The sequence below is a fragment of the Streptomyces sp. NPDC013187 genome, from assembly GCF_042899705.1.
In the GTDB taxonomy this organism is placed as follows: domain Bacteria; phylum Actinomycetota; class Actinomycetes; order Streptomycetales; family Streptomycetaceae; genus Streptomyces; species Streptomyces hawaiiensis_A.
Map to the genome: position 1 here is coordinate 354,301 of NZ_JBIBAF010000004.1, position 15,241 is coordinate 369,541.

General features: G+C 71.5%; 12 protein-coding genes. 9 read left to right on the top strand and 3 right to left on the bottom strand.

Annotation, left to right across the window (positions count from 1 at the left end; translation table 11 throughout):
* Nucleotides 1-34: 34 nt before the first annotated feature.
* Nucleotides 35-916, bottom strand: coding sequence for a helix-turn-helix domain-containing protein (locus tag ACFY5B_RS10150; RefSeq protein ID WP_389967272.1), 882 nt, complete (start codon nucleotides 914-916; stop codon nucleotides 35-37).
* Between the two features lie 157 nt (nucleotides 917-1,073).
* On the opposite strand from ACFY5B_RS10150, the gene tkt reads away from it, so the two are divergent.
* From tkt to ACFY5B_RS10190, 8 genes are read left to right on the top strand one after another with little or no spacing between them, the layout of a single operon-like run.
* A complete protein-coding gene (gene tkt / locus ACFY5B_RS10155; protein WP_389967275.1) occupies nucleotides 1,074-3,149 on the top strand; it encodes a transketolase in 2,076 nt (691 codons plus the stop codon).
* A gap of 19 nt (nucleotides 3,150-3,168) precedes the next feature.
* On the top strand, nucleotides 3,169-4,314 hold the full coding sequence (gene tal / locus ACFY5B_RS10160; RefSeq protein ID WP_389967278.1) for a transaldolase: 1,146 nt from the start codon (nucleotides 3,169-3,171) through the stop codon (nucleotides 4,312-4,314).
* Nucleotides 4,311-5,984 (top strand): glucose-6-phosphate dehydrogenase, encoded by a 1,674-nt coding sequence (gene zwf / locus ACFY5B_RS10165; protein WP_389967281.1) that lies wholly within the window; start codon nucleotides 4,311-4,313, stop codon nucleotides 5,982-5,984. Before tal ends, zwf begins: the two co-directional genes overlap by 4 nt.
* A complete protein-coding gene (gene opcA / locus ACFY5B_RS10170; protein ID WP_389967284.1) occupies nucleotides 5,981-6,916 on the top strand; it encodes a glucose-6-phosphate dehydrogenase assembly protein OpcA in 936 nt (311 codons plus the stop codon). The genes zwf and opcA overlap by 4 nt, the downstream gene beginning before the upstream one ends.
* Nucleotides 6,909-8,573: a glucose-6-phosphate isomerase gene (gene pgi, locus ACFY5B_RS10175; protein WP_389967287.1), complete on the top strand. Its 1,665-nt coding sequence runs from the start codon at nucleotides 6,909-6,911 to the stop codon at nucleotides 8,571-8,573. The genes opcA and pgi overlap by 8 nt, the downstream gene beginning before the upstream one ends.
* A 1-nt stretch (nucleotide 8,574) precedes the next feature.
* On the top strand, nucleotides 8,575-9,459 hold the full coding sequence (gene gnd / locus ACFY5B_RS10180) for a phosphogluconate dehydrogenase (NAD(+)-dependent, decarboxylating) (protein WP_389967290.1): 885 nt from the start codon (nucleotides 8,575-8,577) through the stop codon (nucleotides 9,457-9,459).
* Between the two features lie 3 nt (nucleotides 9,460-9,462).
* On the top strand, nucleotides 9,463-10,050 hold the full coding sequence (locus tag ACFY5B_RS10185) for a histidine phosphatase family protein (RefSeq protein WP_389967293.1): 588 nt from the start codon (nucleotides 9,463-9,465) through the stop codon (nucleotides 10,048-10,050).
* Nucleotides 10,051-10,108: 58 nt separating this feature from the next.
* Nucleotides 10,109-11,575 carry a membrane-associated oxidoreductase gene (locus ACFY5B_RS10190; RefSeq protein WP_389967296.1) on the top strand — a complete coding sequence of 489 codons (1,467 nt, stop codon included), beginning with the start codon at nucleotides 10,109-10,111 and terminating at the stop codon, nucleotides 11,573-11,575.
* Here the strand turns inward: ACFY5B_RS10190 and ACFY5B_RS10195 are convergent.
* Both ACFY5B_RS10195 and ACFY5B_RS10200 read right to left on the bottom strand, forming a co-directional pair.
* Entirely contained in the window at nucleotides 11,562-13,403 is a 1,842-nt protein-coding gene (locus ACFY5B_RS10195) for a bifunctional sugar phosphate isomerase/epimerase/4-hydroxyphenylpyruvate dioxygenase family protein (protein ID WP_389967300.1), read from the bottom strand. The genes ACFY5B_RS10190 and ACFY5B_RS10195 overlap by 14 nt on opposite strands.
* Nucleotides 13,404-13,418: 15 nt before the next feature.
* Nucleotides 13,419-14,294, bottom strand: a complete 876-nt coding sequence (locus ACFY5B_RS10200) for a shikimate dehydrogenase (protein ID WP_389967303.1) — start codon at nucleotides 14,292-14,294, stop codon at nucleotides 13,419-13,421.
* Nucleotides 14,295-14,436: 142 nt separating this feature from the next.
* On the opposite strand from ACFY5B_RS10200, the gene ACFY5B_RS10205 reads away from it, so the two are divergent.
* Nucleotides 14,437-15,102, top strand: coding sequence for a TetR family transcriptional regulator (locus ACFY5B_RS10205; RefSeq protein ID WP_389967306.1), 666 nt, complete (start codon nucleotides 14,437-14,439; stop codon nucleotides 15,100-15,102).
* The last annotated feature ends 139 nt before the right edge of the window (nucleotides 15,103-15,241 follow it).

Consider the following 15,241-nt stretch of genomic DNA (forward strand, 5'->3'; position numbering starts at 1 on the left):
GCTTCGCGCGCGCGTGGAGCCCCTTTTCGCGTCCTCAGCGCAACTCCGCGCGGAACGCCGCCGGGGTCTGCTCCGTGTGCTGGTGGAAGAACTTGGAGAAGTTCGCGGCGTCGGGGAAGCCGACCGCCGCGCCGACCCGGCCGATCGGCAGTTCCGTGTGGGCGAGGAGTCGTTTGGCCTCCAGGACCACCCGCTTGTCGATGAAGGCCTTGGGGGTGTCACCGGTCGCGGCGCGCACCGCCCGGACCAGCGTGCGGCGGGAGTAGCCGAGCGCGTCGGCGTAGGCGCTGACGCTGTGGTTGGTGGCGAAGTCCCGTTCGACGGCGTCCCGGAAGAGGGTGAACGTCGAGTCGGACCGCTGCCGCCGAGCCTCGGCCGAACTCGCCGCGAGGTGGGCGAGTCGCAGCAGGAACGCCGTCAGCGTGTGGCGCAGGACGGCGGTGTGCAGGCTCAGCGGGAGCGTGTCCGTGTCCTCGTACTCGCGCCGCAGCTGCGTCAGCGCGGCTTGCAGGGCGGCGAGTTGGGGCGGGTCGGGGCGCAGCAGCGGCGGCAGGTCGTAGCGGTAGAGGCCGGTGGCCTCGACGGTCGAGCGGGGCAGGAAGCCGGGCTGCATGGTCAGCACGGTTCCGCGGTACTCGCTGGTGGGCGAGAAGCGGTGGACCTGCCCCGGGCGGATCCACAGCAGGTCCCCGGCCGCGGCCTCGTGCTCGGTGAAGTCGACCATGTGCCGGACCGGGCCCGCGCCGAACAGCAGGACGATGTGGAAGTCGATGCGGTGCACGCGCTCCAGCGGTACGCCGGACGGCCAGGTGTCGCCCATCGGGGCGACCTGCATGCCGACGCCGCCGACGCTGAGCTCGACCGGGAAGGGGAACGTATCGATCCCGTCGCCGCCTTGGATGGTTCTGTCCGCCATGTCCGCCTCGTACCGCCCCATGTGCGTGCCCTGTTGCAGGTGGGTGTCCCACTTTCACCACAGGCTGGCACACGGCGACCTTCCGGCGTAAAAGTCAGACTTTTAGTTTTGAAGCGTCAGGCCCAGCACCTTCGCACCGATCGAGGACTTCTTGAAGATGAGCACGCAGACAGCGGACAGCTTCGAATGGACCGAACTCGACCGGCGTGCCGTCGACACCGCCCGTCTGCTGGCGGCGGACGCCGTCCAGCGGGTCGGCAACGGCCACCCCGGCACGGCGATGAGTCTGGCGCCGGCCGCCTACACGATCTTTCAGAAGGTGATGCGGCACGACCCCGCCGATCCGGAGTGGGCCGGCCGTGACCGCTTCGTCCTCTCCCCCGGCCACACCTCGCTGACCCTCTACACACAGCTCTACCTCGCGGGCTACGAGCTGGAGCTGGACGACCTGAAGGCGTTCCGCACGCACGGCTCCAAGACGCCCGGTCACCCCGAGTACGGGCACACCGCCGGTGTGGAGACCACCACCGGCCCGCTCGGCCAGGGCGTCGCGAACGCGGTCGGCATGGCCATGGCCGCCCGCTACGAGCGCGGCCTGTTCGACCCGGACACCCCCGAGGGCCACTCCCCGTTCGACCACACGATCTGGGCGATCGTCTCCGACGGCGACCTGCAGGAGGGCGTCTCCGCCGAGGCATCCTCGCTCGCCGGTCACCAGAAGCTCGGCAACCTGGTCTTCCTCTACGACGACAACCACATCTCCATCGAGGGCGACACCGCCACCGCGTTCTCCGAGGACGTGCTGAAGCGCTACGAGGCCTACGGCTGGCACGTGCAGCGGATCGAGCCGCGGGAGGACGGCGACGTCGACGTGCACGCGCTGTACGCGGCGCTGAGGGCGGCTCGGGCCGAGACGGAGCGCCCGTCGATCATCGCGATGCGCACGATCATCGCCTGGCCCGCCCCGAACGCGCGCAACACCGAGGCCTCCCACGGCTCGGCGCTCGGCGAGGACGAGGTCGCGGCCACCAAGCGACTCCTCGGCTTCGACCCGGAGCGGTCGTTCGAGGTGGCCGACGAGGTGCTGGCCCACACGCGCCTGGCCCTGGACCGGGGCGCCGAGGCGCACACCGCCTGGGACAAGCGGATCGCCGCCTGGCGGAGCGAGAACCCCGAGCGGGCCGCCACGTTCGACCGGGTCAGCAAGGGCGAGCTGCCCGAGGGCTGGGAGGACACCCTGCCGGTGTTCGAGCCGGGCAAGGCCGTCGCCACCCGCGCCGCCTCCGGCAAGGTCCTGCAGGCCCTCGGCCCGGTCGTCCCCGAGCTGTGGGGCGGCTCGGCCGACCTCGCCGGCTCGAACAACACCACCATCGACAAGACCAGCTCGTTCCTCCCCGAGGGCAACCCGCTCCCGGAGGCCGACCCCTACGGCCGCACCGTGCACTTCGGCATCCGCGAGTTCTCCATGGCCGCGGAGATGAACGGCATCGCCCTGCACGGCAACACCCGCGTCTACGGCGGCACGTTCCTGGTGTTCTCCGACTACATGCGCAACGCCGTGCGGATGTCGGCCCTGATGCAGCTGCCGGTGACGTACGTGTGGACGCACGACTCCATCGGCCTGGGCGAGGACGGCCCGACCCACCAGCCGGTGGAGCACCTGGCCGCACTGCGCGCGATCCCGGGCCTGAACGTCGTGCGCCCGGCCGACGCCAACGAGACCGCTGTCGTCTGGGCCGAGATCCTCAAGCGGCACGGCACCGCTCCGGCCCCGCACGGCCTCGCGCTCACCCGCCAGGGCGTGCCCACCTACGAGCCGGACCCGAACGCGGCACGCGGCGGTTACGTGAGGTTCGAGGCCGAGGGCGGGACGCCCCAGGTGATCATCGTCGCCACGGGTTCCGAGGTGCACGTCGCCGCCGGGGCGCGCGAGCACCTCCAGGCCGCCGGCGTGCCCACCCGCGTGGTGTCGATGCCGTCCGTGGAGTGGTTCGAGGAGCAGCCGCGTTCCTACCGCGACAGCGTCCTGCCGCCGTCCGTGAAGGCCCGGGTCGCCGTCGAGGCCGGGATCGGCCTGACCTGGTACCGGTTCGTGGGGGACGCCGGACGCATCGTCTCCCTGGAGCACTTCGGTGCCTCCGCCGACGCGAAGACCCTGTTCGCCGAGTACGGCTTCACCCCCGAGAACGTCGTCGCCGCCGCGCGGGAATCCCTCGCCGCCGCCCGTGGCTGATCCGACCGCCCGAAAGAAGATGATCACTGTGTCCGAAGCGACCGCGCACGCGGGAGCACTCAAGCGCCTGTCCGACGAGGGCGTGTCGATCTGGCTCGACGACCTGTCGCGCCGGCGCATCGAGTCCGGCAACCTGGCCGGGCTCGTCGCCACGAGGAACGTCGTCGGCGTCACCACCAATCCGTCCATCTTCCAGGCGGCCATCGGCTCCGGCGCGGGTTACGAGGAACAGCTCGCCGACCTGGCGGTGCGCGGTGTGACGGTCGACGAGGCCGTCCGGATGATGACGACCGCCGATGTCCGGGCCGCCGCCGACGTCCTGCGCCCGGTGTACGACGCCACCGGCGGCCGGGACGGCCGGGTCTCCATCGAGGTCGATCCGCGCCTGGCCCACGACACGCGGGCGACCGTCGCGGAGGCCCGGCAGCTGGCCTGGCTGGTGGACCGCCCCAACGTGATGATCAAGATTCCGGCGACGCGGGCGGGCCTGCCCGCGATCATGGAAGTCATCGGGGCGGGTATCAGTGTCAACGTGACGCTGATCTTCTCGCTGGAGCGGTACCGCGAGGTGATGGACGCCTATCTCGCGGGCCTGGAGAAGGCGCAGGCGGCCGGCCACGACCTGTCCGCGATTCACTCGGTCGCCTCGTTCTTCGTCTCCCGTGTGGACGCCGAGATCGACAAGCGGCTGACGCTGCTGGGCACCCGGGAGGCGCTCGCCCTGAAGGGCCGGGCCGCCCTGGCCAACGCGCGGCTCGCCTACGAGGCGTACGAGCAGGTCTTCGCCGGGGCGCGCTGGCAGGCGCTGGGCGGGGCGCGCGCCAACCGGCAGCGCCCCCTTTGGGCCTCCACCGGTGTGAAGGACCCGGCCTACAAGGACACCCTGTACGTGGACGAGCTGGTCGCCCCCGGCACCGTCAACACCATGCCGGAGGCCACGCTGAACGCCGTCGCCGACCACGGCGACGTCCAGGGCGACACCGTCTCCGGCGGTTACGCCCAGGCGCGCGCGGACCTGGCGGCCGTCGAACGGCTCGGCATTGCATACGACGAGGTGGTGCGGCAACTGGAGGACGAGGGCGTGGCCAAGTTCGAGGTGGCCTGGCAGGAGCTGCTGGACGCGGTCACCAAGTCCTTGAACAGCAAGGGAGTTGACGCGGTATGAGCGAGGGCATCGAGGGCATCCCCCAGACGGCCGAACAGGAGACGAAGGGGACCAAGGAGGAGAAGGAGGCCCTGGCCGCGCAGGAGGCGGCGGGGGTCGAGCAGAGCGGGGTGAGCGGTCACGCCCCCCGCACGGAGATCGCCGACACCCACTTCGAGAATCCCCTGCGCGACGCACGCGACCGCCGTCTGCCGAAGATCGCGGGGCCCTCCGGGCTCGTCATCTTCGGCGTCACCGGCGACCTGTCCCGCAAGAAGCTGATGCCGGCCGTGTACGACCTGGCCAACCGCGGTCTGCTGCCACCGGGCTTCTCCCTGGTGGGCTTCGCCCGCAGGGACTGGGAGGACCAGGACTTCGCGCAGGTGGTGCACGACGCGGTCCGTGAGCACGCCCGGACCCCGTTCCGCGAGGAGGTCTGGCAGCAGCTCGCCGAGGGCATGCGGTTCATCCCCGGCGACTTCGACGACGACACGGCGTTCAAGCAGCTGCGCTCCGCGGTCGAGGAGCTGGACGCCTCCCGGGGCACCAGTGGCAACTACGCCTTCTACCTCTCGGTGCCGCCGAAGTTCTTCCCGAAGGTCGTCCAGCAGCTGAAGAAGCACAAGCTGGCGAGCGCCCCCGAGGGCTCCTGGCGCCGCGCGGTCATCGAGAAGCCGTTCGGGCACGACCTGACCTCGGCCGAGGAGCTCAACCGCATCGTGCACGACGTGTTCGATCCGGAACAGGTCTTCCGCATCGACCACTACCTCGGCAAGGAGACCGTCCAGAACCTCCTGGCGCTGCGCTTCGCCAATCAGATGTTCGAGCCGATCTGGAACCGGTCGTACGTCGACCACGTGCAGATCACCATGGCTGAGGACATCGGCATCGGTGGCCGGGCCGGGTACTACGACGGCATCGGCGCCGCCCGTGACGTCATCCAGAACCATCTGCTCCAGCTGATGGCGCTCACCGCGATGGAGGAACCGGCCGCCTTCGACGCCCCTTCGCTGCTCACCGAGAAGCTGAAGGTCCTCAAGGCGGTGCGGCTCCCGCAGGACCTGGGGGCGAACACCGTGCGCGGGCAGTACGCGGCGGCCTGGCAGGGCGGCGCGAAGGTACGCGGCTATCTGGAGGAGGACGGCATCGACGCCTCCTCCACGACCGACACCTACGCCGCGATCAAGCTCCAGGTGGACAACCGCCGCTGGGCCGGCGTCCCGTTCTACCTGCGCACCGGCAAGCGGCTGGGCCGCCGGGTGACGGAGATCGCGGTCGTCTTCCAGCGGGCCCCGCACTCCCCCTTCGACTCCACGGCCACCGAGGAACTGGGCTCCAACGCGATCGTCATCCGCGTCCAGCCGGACGAGGGCATGACGGTCCGCTTCGGCTCGAAGGTGCCCGGGACGTCGATGGAGATCCGGGACGTCACGATGGACTTCGCCTACGGCGAGTCGTTCACCGAATCGAGCCCCGAGGCGTACGAACGGCTGATCCTTGACGTGCTCCTGGGCGACGCCAACCTGTTCCCCCGTCACCAGGAAGTGGAAGAGTCCTGGAAGATCCTCGACCCGATCGAGCAGTACTGGGCCACGCACGGCAGGCCCGCGCAGTACGCCTCGGGCAGCTGGGGACCCGAGGAAGCCGACGAGATGCTCGCACGAGACGGACGGAGCTGGCGCAGGCCATGAAGATCGACCTGACCGACACCACGGCAAGCAAGATCAACAAGGCGTTGGTGCAGGGCCGCCGCGCCATCGGCACGCCCGCCGTGGGCATGGTCCTGACGATGGTGATCGTCACGGACGAGGAGAACGCCTACGACGCGATCAAGGCGGCCGAGGAGGCCTCGCACGAGCACCCCTCGCGCACTCTGGTCGTCATCAAGCGGCACGCCCGCACCCCGCGCGACCGCCAGTCCTCCCGGCTGGACGCCGAGGTCCGGGTGGGCGCCGACGCGGGTACCGGCGAGACCGTGATCCTCAGGACCTACGGCGAGGTGTCCGACCACGCCGACTCGGTGGTGCTGCCGCTGCTGCTGCCGGACGCGCCGGTGGTGGTGTGGTGGCCGGTGGACGCCCCCGAGGTGCCCTCGAAGGACCCGCTCGGCGCGCTGGCCCAGCGGCGGATCACCGACCTGTACGCCGTCGAGAACCCGCTGGAGACGCTGCAGGCCCGGGTCCGCGCCTACGCCCCCGGTGACACCGACCTCGCCTGGACCCGGCTGACGCCCTGGCGTTCGATGCTGGCGGCGGCACTGGACCAGGCCCGGGCGCGGATCGTCTCCGCGGCGGTGGAGGCCGAGGCCGAGAACCCGGCCGCCGAGCTGCTGGCCCGCTGGCTGGAGGCGCGACTGCACGTCCGGGTCGACCGCGTGGTCACCGCCGGGCCGGTCGTGACCGCCGTGCGCCTGGGCACCGAGAACGGCGAGATCGTCATCGACCGCCCCGAGGGACCGCTGGCCACGCTGACCCTGCCGGGCCAGCCGCCGCGCACCCTCGCGCTCAAGGTCCGTGCGACCTCCGAACTGATCGCCGAGGAGCTGCGGCGCCTCGACGCGGACGAGATGTACGCCATCGCCCTGAACGGCGAGGCGACCGAGGAGACCCCTGCTCATGTCTGACTCCCCCTCCCACTCCCCCAGGCTCACCCGGCGCCCCGAGTGGACCGCCCTGGAGGACCACCGCACGGACGCCGTGCCGCAGCCGGACCTGCGCGAGCTGTTCGCCGCGGACCCGGGGCGTGCCGAGCGCTACGTCGTGCACGTGGGCGATCTGCGCATCGACTACTCCAAGAACCTGGTCACCGACGAGACGCTGGCCCTGCTGCAGGAGCTGGCCACGGCCACCGACGTGTTCGGGCTGCGTGACGCCATGTTCAGTGGCGAGAAGATCAACGTCACCGAGAACCGGGCCGTGCTGCACACCGCGCTGCGCGCCCCGCGGGACGCGGTGATCGAGGTCGACGGCGAGAACGTCGTCCCGGCAGTGCACGCCGTGCTCGACAAGATGGCCGGCTTCGCGAACCGGGTGCGCTCCGGGGAGTGGACCGGGCACACCGGCAAGCGGATCCGGAACGTCGTCAACATCGGCATCGGCGGCTCGGACCTCGGTCCGGCCATGGCCTACGAGGCGCTGCGGCCGTTCACCGCGCGGGACCTGACGTTCCGCTTCGTGTCGAACGTGGACGGCTCCGATCTGCACGAGGCGGTGCGCGACCTGGACCCGGCGGAGACGCTGTTCATCGTCGCGTCCAAGACGTTCACCACGATCGAGACGATCACGAACGCGACCTCGGCCCGCTCCTGGCTGCTGGAGGGTCTCGGGGGCGACGAAAAGGCGGTGGCGAAGCACTTCGTCGCGCTGTCGACCAACGCCGAGAAGGTCGCCGACTTCGGTATCGACGTCGACAACATGTTCGAGTTCTGGGACTGGGTCGGCGGCCGCTACTCGTACGACTCCGCGATCGGCCTGTCCCTGATGATCGCGATCGGCCCGGACCGCTTCCGGGAGATGCTCGACGGCTTCCGCATCGTCGACGAGCACTTCCGCAACGCCCCCGCCGAGGCCAACGCCCCGCTGCTGCTGGGCCTGCTGGGCATCTGGTACGGCAACTTCCACGACGCCCAGTCGCACGCGGTGCTGCCCTACAGCCACTACCTGTCGAAGTTCACCGCCTACCTCCAGCAACTCGACATGGAGTCCAACGGCAAGTCGGTGGACCGCGACGGGAAGCCGGTGGAGTGGCAGACCGGTCCGGTGGTGTGGGGCACGCCCGGCACCAACGGGCAGCACGCCTACTACCAGCTCATCCACCAGGGCACCAAGCTCATCCCCGCCGACCTGATCGGCTTCGCCCGTCCCGTCGCCGAGCTGAGCGACGAACTCAAGGCGCAGCACGACCTGCTGATGGCCAACCTGTTCGCGCAGGGGCAGGCGCTCGCCTTCGGCAAGACCGCCGAGGAGGTCCGCGCGGAGGGCGTGCCCGAGGAGCAGGTGCCACACCGCACCTTCCGGGGCAACCACCCGACCACGACGATCCTGGCCACCGAACTGACCCCGTCGGTCCTCGGCCAGCTGATCGCCCTGTACGAGCACAAGGTGTTCGTGCAGGGCGCCGTCTGGAACATCGACTCCTTCGACCAGTGGGGCGTCGAACTCGGCAAGGTGCTCGCCAAACGCGTCGAGCCCGCCCTGACCGAGGGCGCTGACGTCCCCGGTCTCGACCCGTCCACGGCCGCCCTGGTGGCCGCCTACCGCAAACTTCGGGAAGTGAGCTGACATGCAGATCGGTCTTGTGGGTCTCGGCAAGATGGGCGGCAACATGCGCGAGCGCCTGCGCAACGCCGGCCACACCGTCATCGGCTACGACACCAATCCCGAGAAGTCGGACGCCGACAGCCTCGCCGACCTCGTCAACCAGCTGGAAGCGCCCCGCACGGTCTGGGTCATGGTCCCGGCCGGCGGGCCCACCCAGCGCGTCATCGACCAGCTCGCGGGCCTCCTGAAGCCCTACGACACGGTGGTCGACGGCGGCAACTCCCGCTGGACGGACGACGAGAGGCACGCCGAGGAGCTGGGCAAGCGCGGCATCGGCTTCGTCGACGCGGGCGTCTCCGGCGGCGTGTGGGGCCTGAAGAACGGCTACGCCCTGATGGTCGGCGGCGAGAAGGAGACCGTCGACCGGCTGCTGCCGATCTTCGAGGCGCTCAAGCCGGAGGGCCCGTACGGCTACGTCCACGCGGGCAAGGTCGGTGCCGGGCACTTCGCGAAGATGGTCCACAACGGCATCGAGTACGCGATGATGCAGGCCTACGCCGAGGGCTGGGAGCTGCTGGAGGCCGTGGACTCGGTGGACAACGTCCGCGAGGTCTTCCGCTCCTGGCAACAGGGCACCGTCATCCGCTCCTGGCTGCTCGACCTGGCGGTGGACGCCCTGGACGAGGACGAGCACCTGGAGGAGCTGAGGGGCTACGCCCAGGACTCCGGTGAGGGGCGCTGGACGGTGGAGGCCGCGATCGACAACTCCGTGCCGCTGCCCGCGATCACCGCCTCCCTCTTCTCCCGGTTCGCCTCCCGGCAGGACGACTCGCCCCAGATGAAGATGATCGCGGCACTGCGCAACCAGTTCGGCGGCCACGCCGTCGAGTCCGCGAAGAAGGCGTAGGACGTGGGTGATCTGCTGCTGGTCCGCCACGGCGAGACGGAGTGGAGCCGGAGCGGACAGCACACCAGCTTCACCGACCTGCCCCTCACCCCACACGGTGAGGAGCAGGCCGCCTCGCTCGCCCCGCTCCTCGCGGGCCGCTCCTTCGCGCTGGTCCTCACCAGTCCGCTCGGCCGCGCGGTGCGCACCGCCGAACTCGCGGGCCTGACCGGGACCGTGCGGGACGCGGACCTGCACGAGTGGCACTACGGCGCCTACGAGGGCGTCACCACCGACGAGATACACCGCACCCGCCCCGACTGGGACCTGTGGACCGACGGGGGCCCGCCCGGCCCGGACGGCGAGCCGGGCGAGTCCCCCGAGGAGGTCGGCGAACGGGCCGACCGGGTACTGACACGGGCGGAGAAGTCGCTGCCCGGCGGCGATGTGATGCTCGTGGCGCACGGCCACTTCCTCCGCGTGCTGACGGCCCGTCGGCTGGGTCTGTCCCCGGCGGAGGGACGGCTGTTCCGGCTGGAGACCGGCACGGTGTGCCGACTGTCGACCGAGCACGGCCGGCCCGTGATCGCGGAGTGGAACACCCGGGCGTAACGAGCCCCGGCCGGAGGTGAGTTGACACCTCCGGCCGGGCACGTCAGAGTCCCGGCTGATGGAGATCGACGACATGACACCCGCCGAGGAGCGGGTGTGGCGCGCCTTTCCGCGGGGGCGGGACGTGGACTTCCGGGGCCCGGCGGAGGAGGGCGCCGCCGAGGGCGCGCACTGGGGACCCGAACGGACCGTACGGGCGGCCGTGGTGCGGGCACTTCTGCTGAGCGCGCCGCAGGAGGACGGGGAGACCGCAGCCCTCAGGCTGGCCGGCGCGCGGATCACCGGGGAACTGCTGCTCCAGTACGCCGACGTCGACCACGCCGTGCGCCTCAGCGACTGCTTCTTCGAGGACACACCCGTGCTGTACGCGGCGCGACTGCGACAGCTGAACCTGCGCGGTTCCGTCCTGCCCGCCCTGAGCGCCGAGACCCTGCGCGTGGACGGCGTCCTGCGCCTGTCGGACTGCCGGTTCGGCGGTCCCGTGCGGCTCGGCGGGGCGCAGATCTCCGGCGCGCTGTTCATGGACGGGGCCGACATCGGCGAGCCGCCCGCCGGTCAGCCGGCGCTCCAGCTCAACCATGTGACCATCGGGGACGGCCTGTCGGCGCCGGGGCTGCGCACGCGCGGTGAGGTACGGCTGTCGGGCGCGTCGGTCGCCGGCACGATCGACCTCAACGAGGCGCGACTGCGGGTCGGCGCGGGCGAGGTCGCACTGGACGCCGAGACTCTCACGGTGGAGGGTGACGCCAGGCTGCGCGAAGCGGACGTGCTGGGCTGGATCGGCCTGCGCGGCGCCCACATAGCGGGCCGTCTCGACCTGTCGCACGCAACGCTGGCGAATCCGGGAGACGCGGCGCTGCGGGCCAGCAGCTGCACCATCGGTGAACTCTGGCTGCGCAAGGGGCCTCGTATGGAGGGCACCCTCAACCTGCGCCGCGCCCAGATGGACGTGCTGTTCCTGGAGCCGGAGGTGGTGCCCGACGAGGTCCTGCTCAACAGTCTCGTCTACACCTCCCTCACCCCCCACGAGCCCGCCGAGCGGCGGCTGGCGATGCTGGAGCGGGACGGCGAGGGCTATGTCCCGCACGCCTACGAGCAGTTGACCGCCGCCTACCGCAGGATCGGCGACGATCCCGCGGCCCGCCTCGTCCAGCTCGCCAAGCAGCGCCGCAGGCGCGCCACCCTGCCCTGGTACGGCCGGCTGTGGGGTCATGTGCAGGACGCCACCGTCGGCTACGGCTTCCGCCCCCTGCGGGCCGCCGGCTGGCTGGTGTCGCTGCTGATGATCGGCTCCCTCGTCTACGCGCTGCACCATCCCGCGCCGCTGAAGCCGGACGAGGCACCGCAGTTCAACCCGGTCTTCTACACCCTCGACCTGCTGCTGCCGGTGATCTCCTTCGGGCAGGAGGCCGCGTTCGCCCCCACCGACGGCTACCAGTGGCTCTCCTACGCCCTCGTGCTCACGGGCTGGATCCTCGCCACCACCGTCGTCACCGGCATCACCCGGACCGTCAGCCGCCAGTGAGCGCCCGCGCCGTGTGCTGCGCGGCCAGCCGCACCGGGGCGTTGGCGGCGCCGTAGCCCCGGTAGCCGCCCTCACCGCCGTCACCGCCGTCACCGCCGTCACCGCCGTCACGCTGGACCAGTTCGAAGAAGACCCGTCCCACGGTGCGGGTGTAGCAGTGGCGGAAGACGCCGTGGGCGTCGCGGTCGTAGAGGATGCCGAGGTCGCGGTAGGTCTCCAGCTCGCCGTCGGCGAACTCGAAGCGGGCGGCGAGGTCGTCGTGGTAGTTCGCGGGGACCGGCAGCAGACTGCCGCCCGCGTCCCGGAAGCGGCGGGCCGCGGCGACCACGTCATCGGTGACCAGGGCGATGTGCTGGGCGTGGACGGTGTCGTCGGTGGGCGCGGCGCCGACGGTGAGGGCGATCCGGACACCGCCGTCGGCGTTGGTGACGGCACGGCTGCGCAGCAGACCGTAGGGGTCGGCGACGTCCACGCTCTCCTGGGCGTGCAGGCCGAGCACGCCTCGGTGGAAGAGGGCCGCCTCGTCGAAGTGGTGCCAGGGCTGGGTGAGGGCGAGGTGGTCGATGCCCAGGAGGCCCGCCTGCGCCGGGGGCACGCCCGTGCCGGCGAAGTCGGCCCGCCAGTCGGGCAGGTCCGGGCGGCCGGTGGCGCAGAAGAACAGCTCCGTGCCGTCGGGGGCGGCGACGGCGTCCAGTGGGGCGTCCTGCGGTGCGCGGCGGCGGGGCAGGACGGGAGCCAGCAGCGCCTCGGCACGCCGGGCCGCTGCGGCCGGGTCCGGTGACTCCAGCCCGATCGCGGCGAGCCGGGTGCCGTCGCGGCGGGCGGCCGGGCCGGTGTTGACGAGGATCCGGGCGTCCCCCTGCTCCCACAGGGCGACGGGCTTGCCGCGGTGCCGTGCGGTGCGGGTGAAGCCCAGGGCCCCGAGCAGGTCGGCCAGGGGTTCGGCATCGGGCGTGACCAGCTCGGCGAAGGCGACGCCGGTGGGGACGACCGGGTCGGGCAGGGGTGTCTTGCCCACCGCCTCCTGGAGAAGCAGCAGGGAGCGCCGGGCGTCGACGGCGGTCGGGCCGGCCTCGGCCTGCCGGAACACGTCGTTGAAGACCTCCAGGGACAGCGGGCCGTCGTAGCCGGTGGCCAGCACGTGCCGGAGCAGCCCCTCGATGTCGAAGCCGCCCTGGCCGGGGAAGCAGCGGTAGTGGCGGCTCCACTGCAGGACGTCCATGGCGAGCAGCGGCGCGTCGGCGAGCTGGAGGAAGAAGATCTTCTCGCCGGGGATCGCCGCGATGCCTTCGAGGTCCTCGGGGCTGGAGCCGCGCGAGAGGATGTGGAAGCTGTCCAAGCAGGTGCCGAGCGCCGGGTGCCCGGCCGTCTCGACGATGCGCCAGGCGTGGTCGTAGGTGCTGACGTGCCGCCCCCACGCGAGCGCCTCGTAGGCCACCCGGATGCCGGACTCCCGCGCCAGGTCGGCGAGGCGGGCGAGCTGCTCGGCGGCGAGGGCGTCGTCGTCCACCGCCTGCGGGGAGACGCTGGAGCAGACAAGGACCGTGTCGGCGCCGAGCCGGCGCATCAGCTCGAACTTGTGCCGGGCCCGCCGCAGGTTGCGGGCGAACTCGGTCTCGGGGACGGCCTCGATGTCCCGCATCGGCTGGTAGAGGTCGATCCGCAGACCGAGGTCGGCGCAGCGGGCGCGGACGTCCTCGGGGGTGAGGGGGCTGGCCAGCAGGTCGTTCTCGAAGAGCTCCACCCCGTCGAAGCCGGCCCGGGCCGCGGCGTCGAGTTTCTCGGTGAGGGAGCCGCTGAGGGAGACGGTGGCGATGGACGTACGCAACGGCGGTACCTCTCTCTAGTTCGAGGCCCCGACGGCCCCGGCCAGTTCGGTCAGGTCCGCCAGCATCCGCGCGGCGTCGGGTTCCCGGCCGGTGAACAGGCGGAACGCGTCGGCGGCCTGGAAGGCGGCCATGCCCCCGCCGTCGAGGGTGGCGCAGCCCAGGGTGCGGGCGGTGCGCAGCAGCTCGGTGACCAGCGGGCGGTACACCACTTCGGCCACCCACAGCCCGCGGTGGAGCAGCTCGGCGGGCAGGGGCAGGCCGGGGTGGGCGGCCATGCCGGTGGGGGTGGCGTGGACGATGCCGTCGGCGTGCGCGAGCAGTCCGGCCTGCCGGTCGGGCGGCGCGGCGGCCGCACGGCGGTCCCCGAAGGCGCGGTTCAGGGACCCGGCCAGCGCCGCGGCCCGCTCGGGCAGGGCGTCGACGACGGTGATCCGCCCGGCGCCGAGGGTGAGCAGGGCGTGGGCGACGGCCGCCCCCGCACCGCCGGCGCCCAGCTGCACGACCCTCTCCAGCGGCGCGTCCGGCAGACCGCGCGCGAACGACGCGGCGAAGCCGGTGACGTCCGTGTTGTGGCCGACCGCGCGGCCGTCCTCGAAGACGACGGTGTTGACCGCGCCCAGCGCCTCGGCCTGCGGGGCGAGCGCGTCCAGGTGCTCGATGACGAGCTGCTTGCAGGGGTGCGTGATGTTGAGCCCGTCGAAGCCCAGGTCGCGGGCGGCCCGCAGCAGATCGCCCACCGCCTCGGGCGGCACCCCGAGGGTGTCGATGTCGATCGGCCGGTAGACCAGGCGCAGGCCCTGCCGGCCGGCCTCCCGCTCGTGCAGGGCCGGACTGAGCGACGGGCCGATGCCGGAACCGATCAGCCCGACGAGATACGACCTGTGGGGCACGCGCGCCTCCTGAGGGCTCACTAATGTACGAACCAGTACGGTAGCTATATCAGCCGGGGACGAGCCCGGGAAGACCCCCGCGGCCGGACGGGCCCCTGCTTCTAGAATCACCGGCACCGGCCCCCGAGCCCGAAGGAACCCGATGACCAGCGTCGAAGAACCGGCACGACCCGGCGAGCGCATCCGTGACGCCGCCCGCACCCGGGCCGAGATCCTCGACGTCGCCACCCAGGAGTTCGCGCGGGCCGGCTACGACGGGGCCCGGGTCGACGAGATCGCCGCCCGCACCCGCACCACCAAGCGGATGATCTACTACTACTTCGGCGGCAAGGAACAGCTGTTCACGGCCGTGCTGGAGCGCGCGTACGGCGTGATCCGGGAGGCCGAGCAGGAGCTCGACGTCGACCACCTGGACCCGGTGGCGGCGATCCGGCGGCTGGCCGAGCTGACCTTCGACCACCATGAGCAGCACCCGGACTTCATCCGGCTGGTCAGCATCGAGAACATCCACGAGGCCCACCACATCGCCGGCTCCGAGAAGCTCGGGAAGATCGGCTCCCCCGCCCTGGACGTGATCCGCCGGATCCTGGCGTCCGGCCAGGAGTCCGGCCTGTTCACGGCGGACGTCGACGCCGTCGACCTGCACGCGATGATCTCCTCCTTCTGCTTCTTCCGGGTCTCCAACCGGCACACCTTCGGTGCGCTGTTCGGCCGCGACCTGCTCGACGGGGCGCAGCGGGCGCACTACCGGGCGATGCTGGGCGACATGGTGATCGCGTACCTGACAGCGGAGCGCTCGGCGGACTGAACGCCCGGCGCACCACCCCTTGACACCGGCGGCCCACGGGCGCAGCATCTCTGGCCATCCCCTACTAACTACCCAGTGGGTTAATTAGCCGCGATCCGGCACGCCCCCATCCGATCGCCGTCTTCGCCCTCCGCCTCTG

Bases quoted from the DNA above. Each gene is read 5' to 3' on its own strand.
- tkt (WP_389967275.1), top strand. From the start codon at position 1,074: ATGAGCACGCAGACAGCGGACAGCTTCGAATGGACCGAACTCGACCGG.
- zwf (WP_389967281.1), top strand. From the start codon at position 4,311: ATGAGCGAGGGCATCGAGGGCATCCCCCAGACGGCCGAACAGGAGACG.
- ACFY5B_RS10150 (WP_389967272.1), bottom strand. From the start codon at position 916: ATGGCGGACAGAACCATCCAAGGCGGCGACGGGATCGATACGTTCCCC.
- ACFY5B_RS10205 (WP_389967306.1), top strand. From the start codon at position 14,437: ATGACCAGCGTCGAAGAACCGGCACGACCCGGCGAGCGCATCCGTGAC.
- opcA (WP_389967284.1), top strand. From the start codon at position 5,981: ATGAAGATCGACCTGACCGACACCACGGCAAGCAAGATCAACAAGGCG.
- tal (WP_389967278.1), top strand. From the start codon at position 3,169: ATGATCACTGTGTCCGAAGCGACCGCGCACGCGGGAGCACTCAAGCGC.
- ACFY5B_RS10190 (WP_389967296.1), top strand. From the start codon at position 10,109: ATGGAGATCGACGACATGACACCCGCCGAGGAGCGGGTGTGGCGCGCC.
- gnd (WP_389967290.1), top strand. From the start codon at position 8,575: ATGCAGATCGGTCTTGTGGGTCTCGGCAAGATGGGCGGCAACATGCGC.
- pgi (WP_389967287.1), top strand. From the start codon at position 6,909: ATGTCTGACTCCCCCTCCCACTCCCCCAGGCTCACCCGGCGCCCCGAG.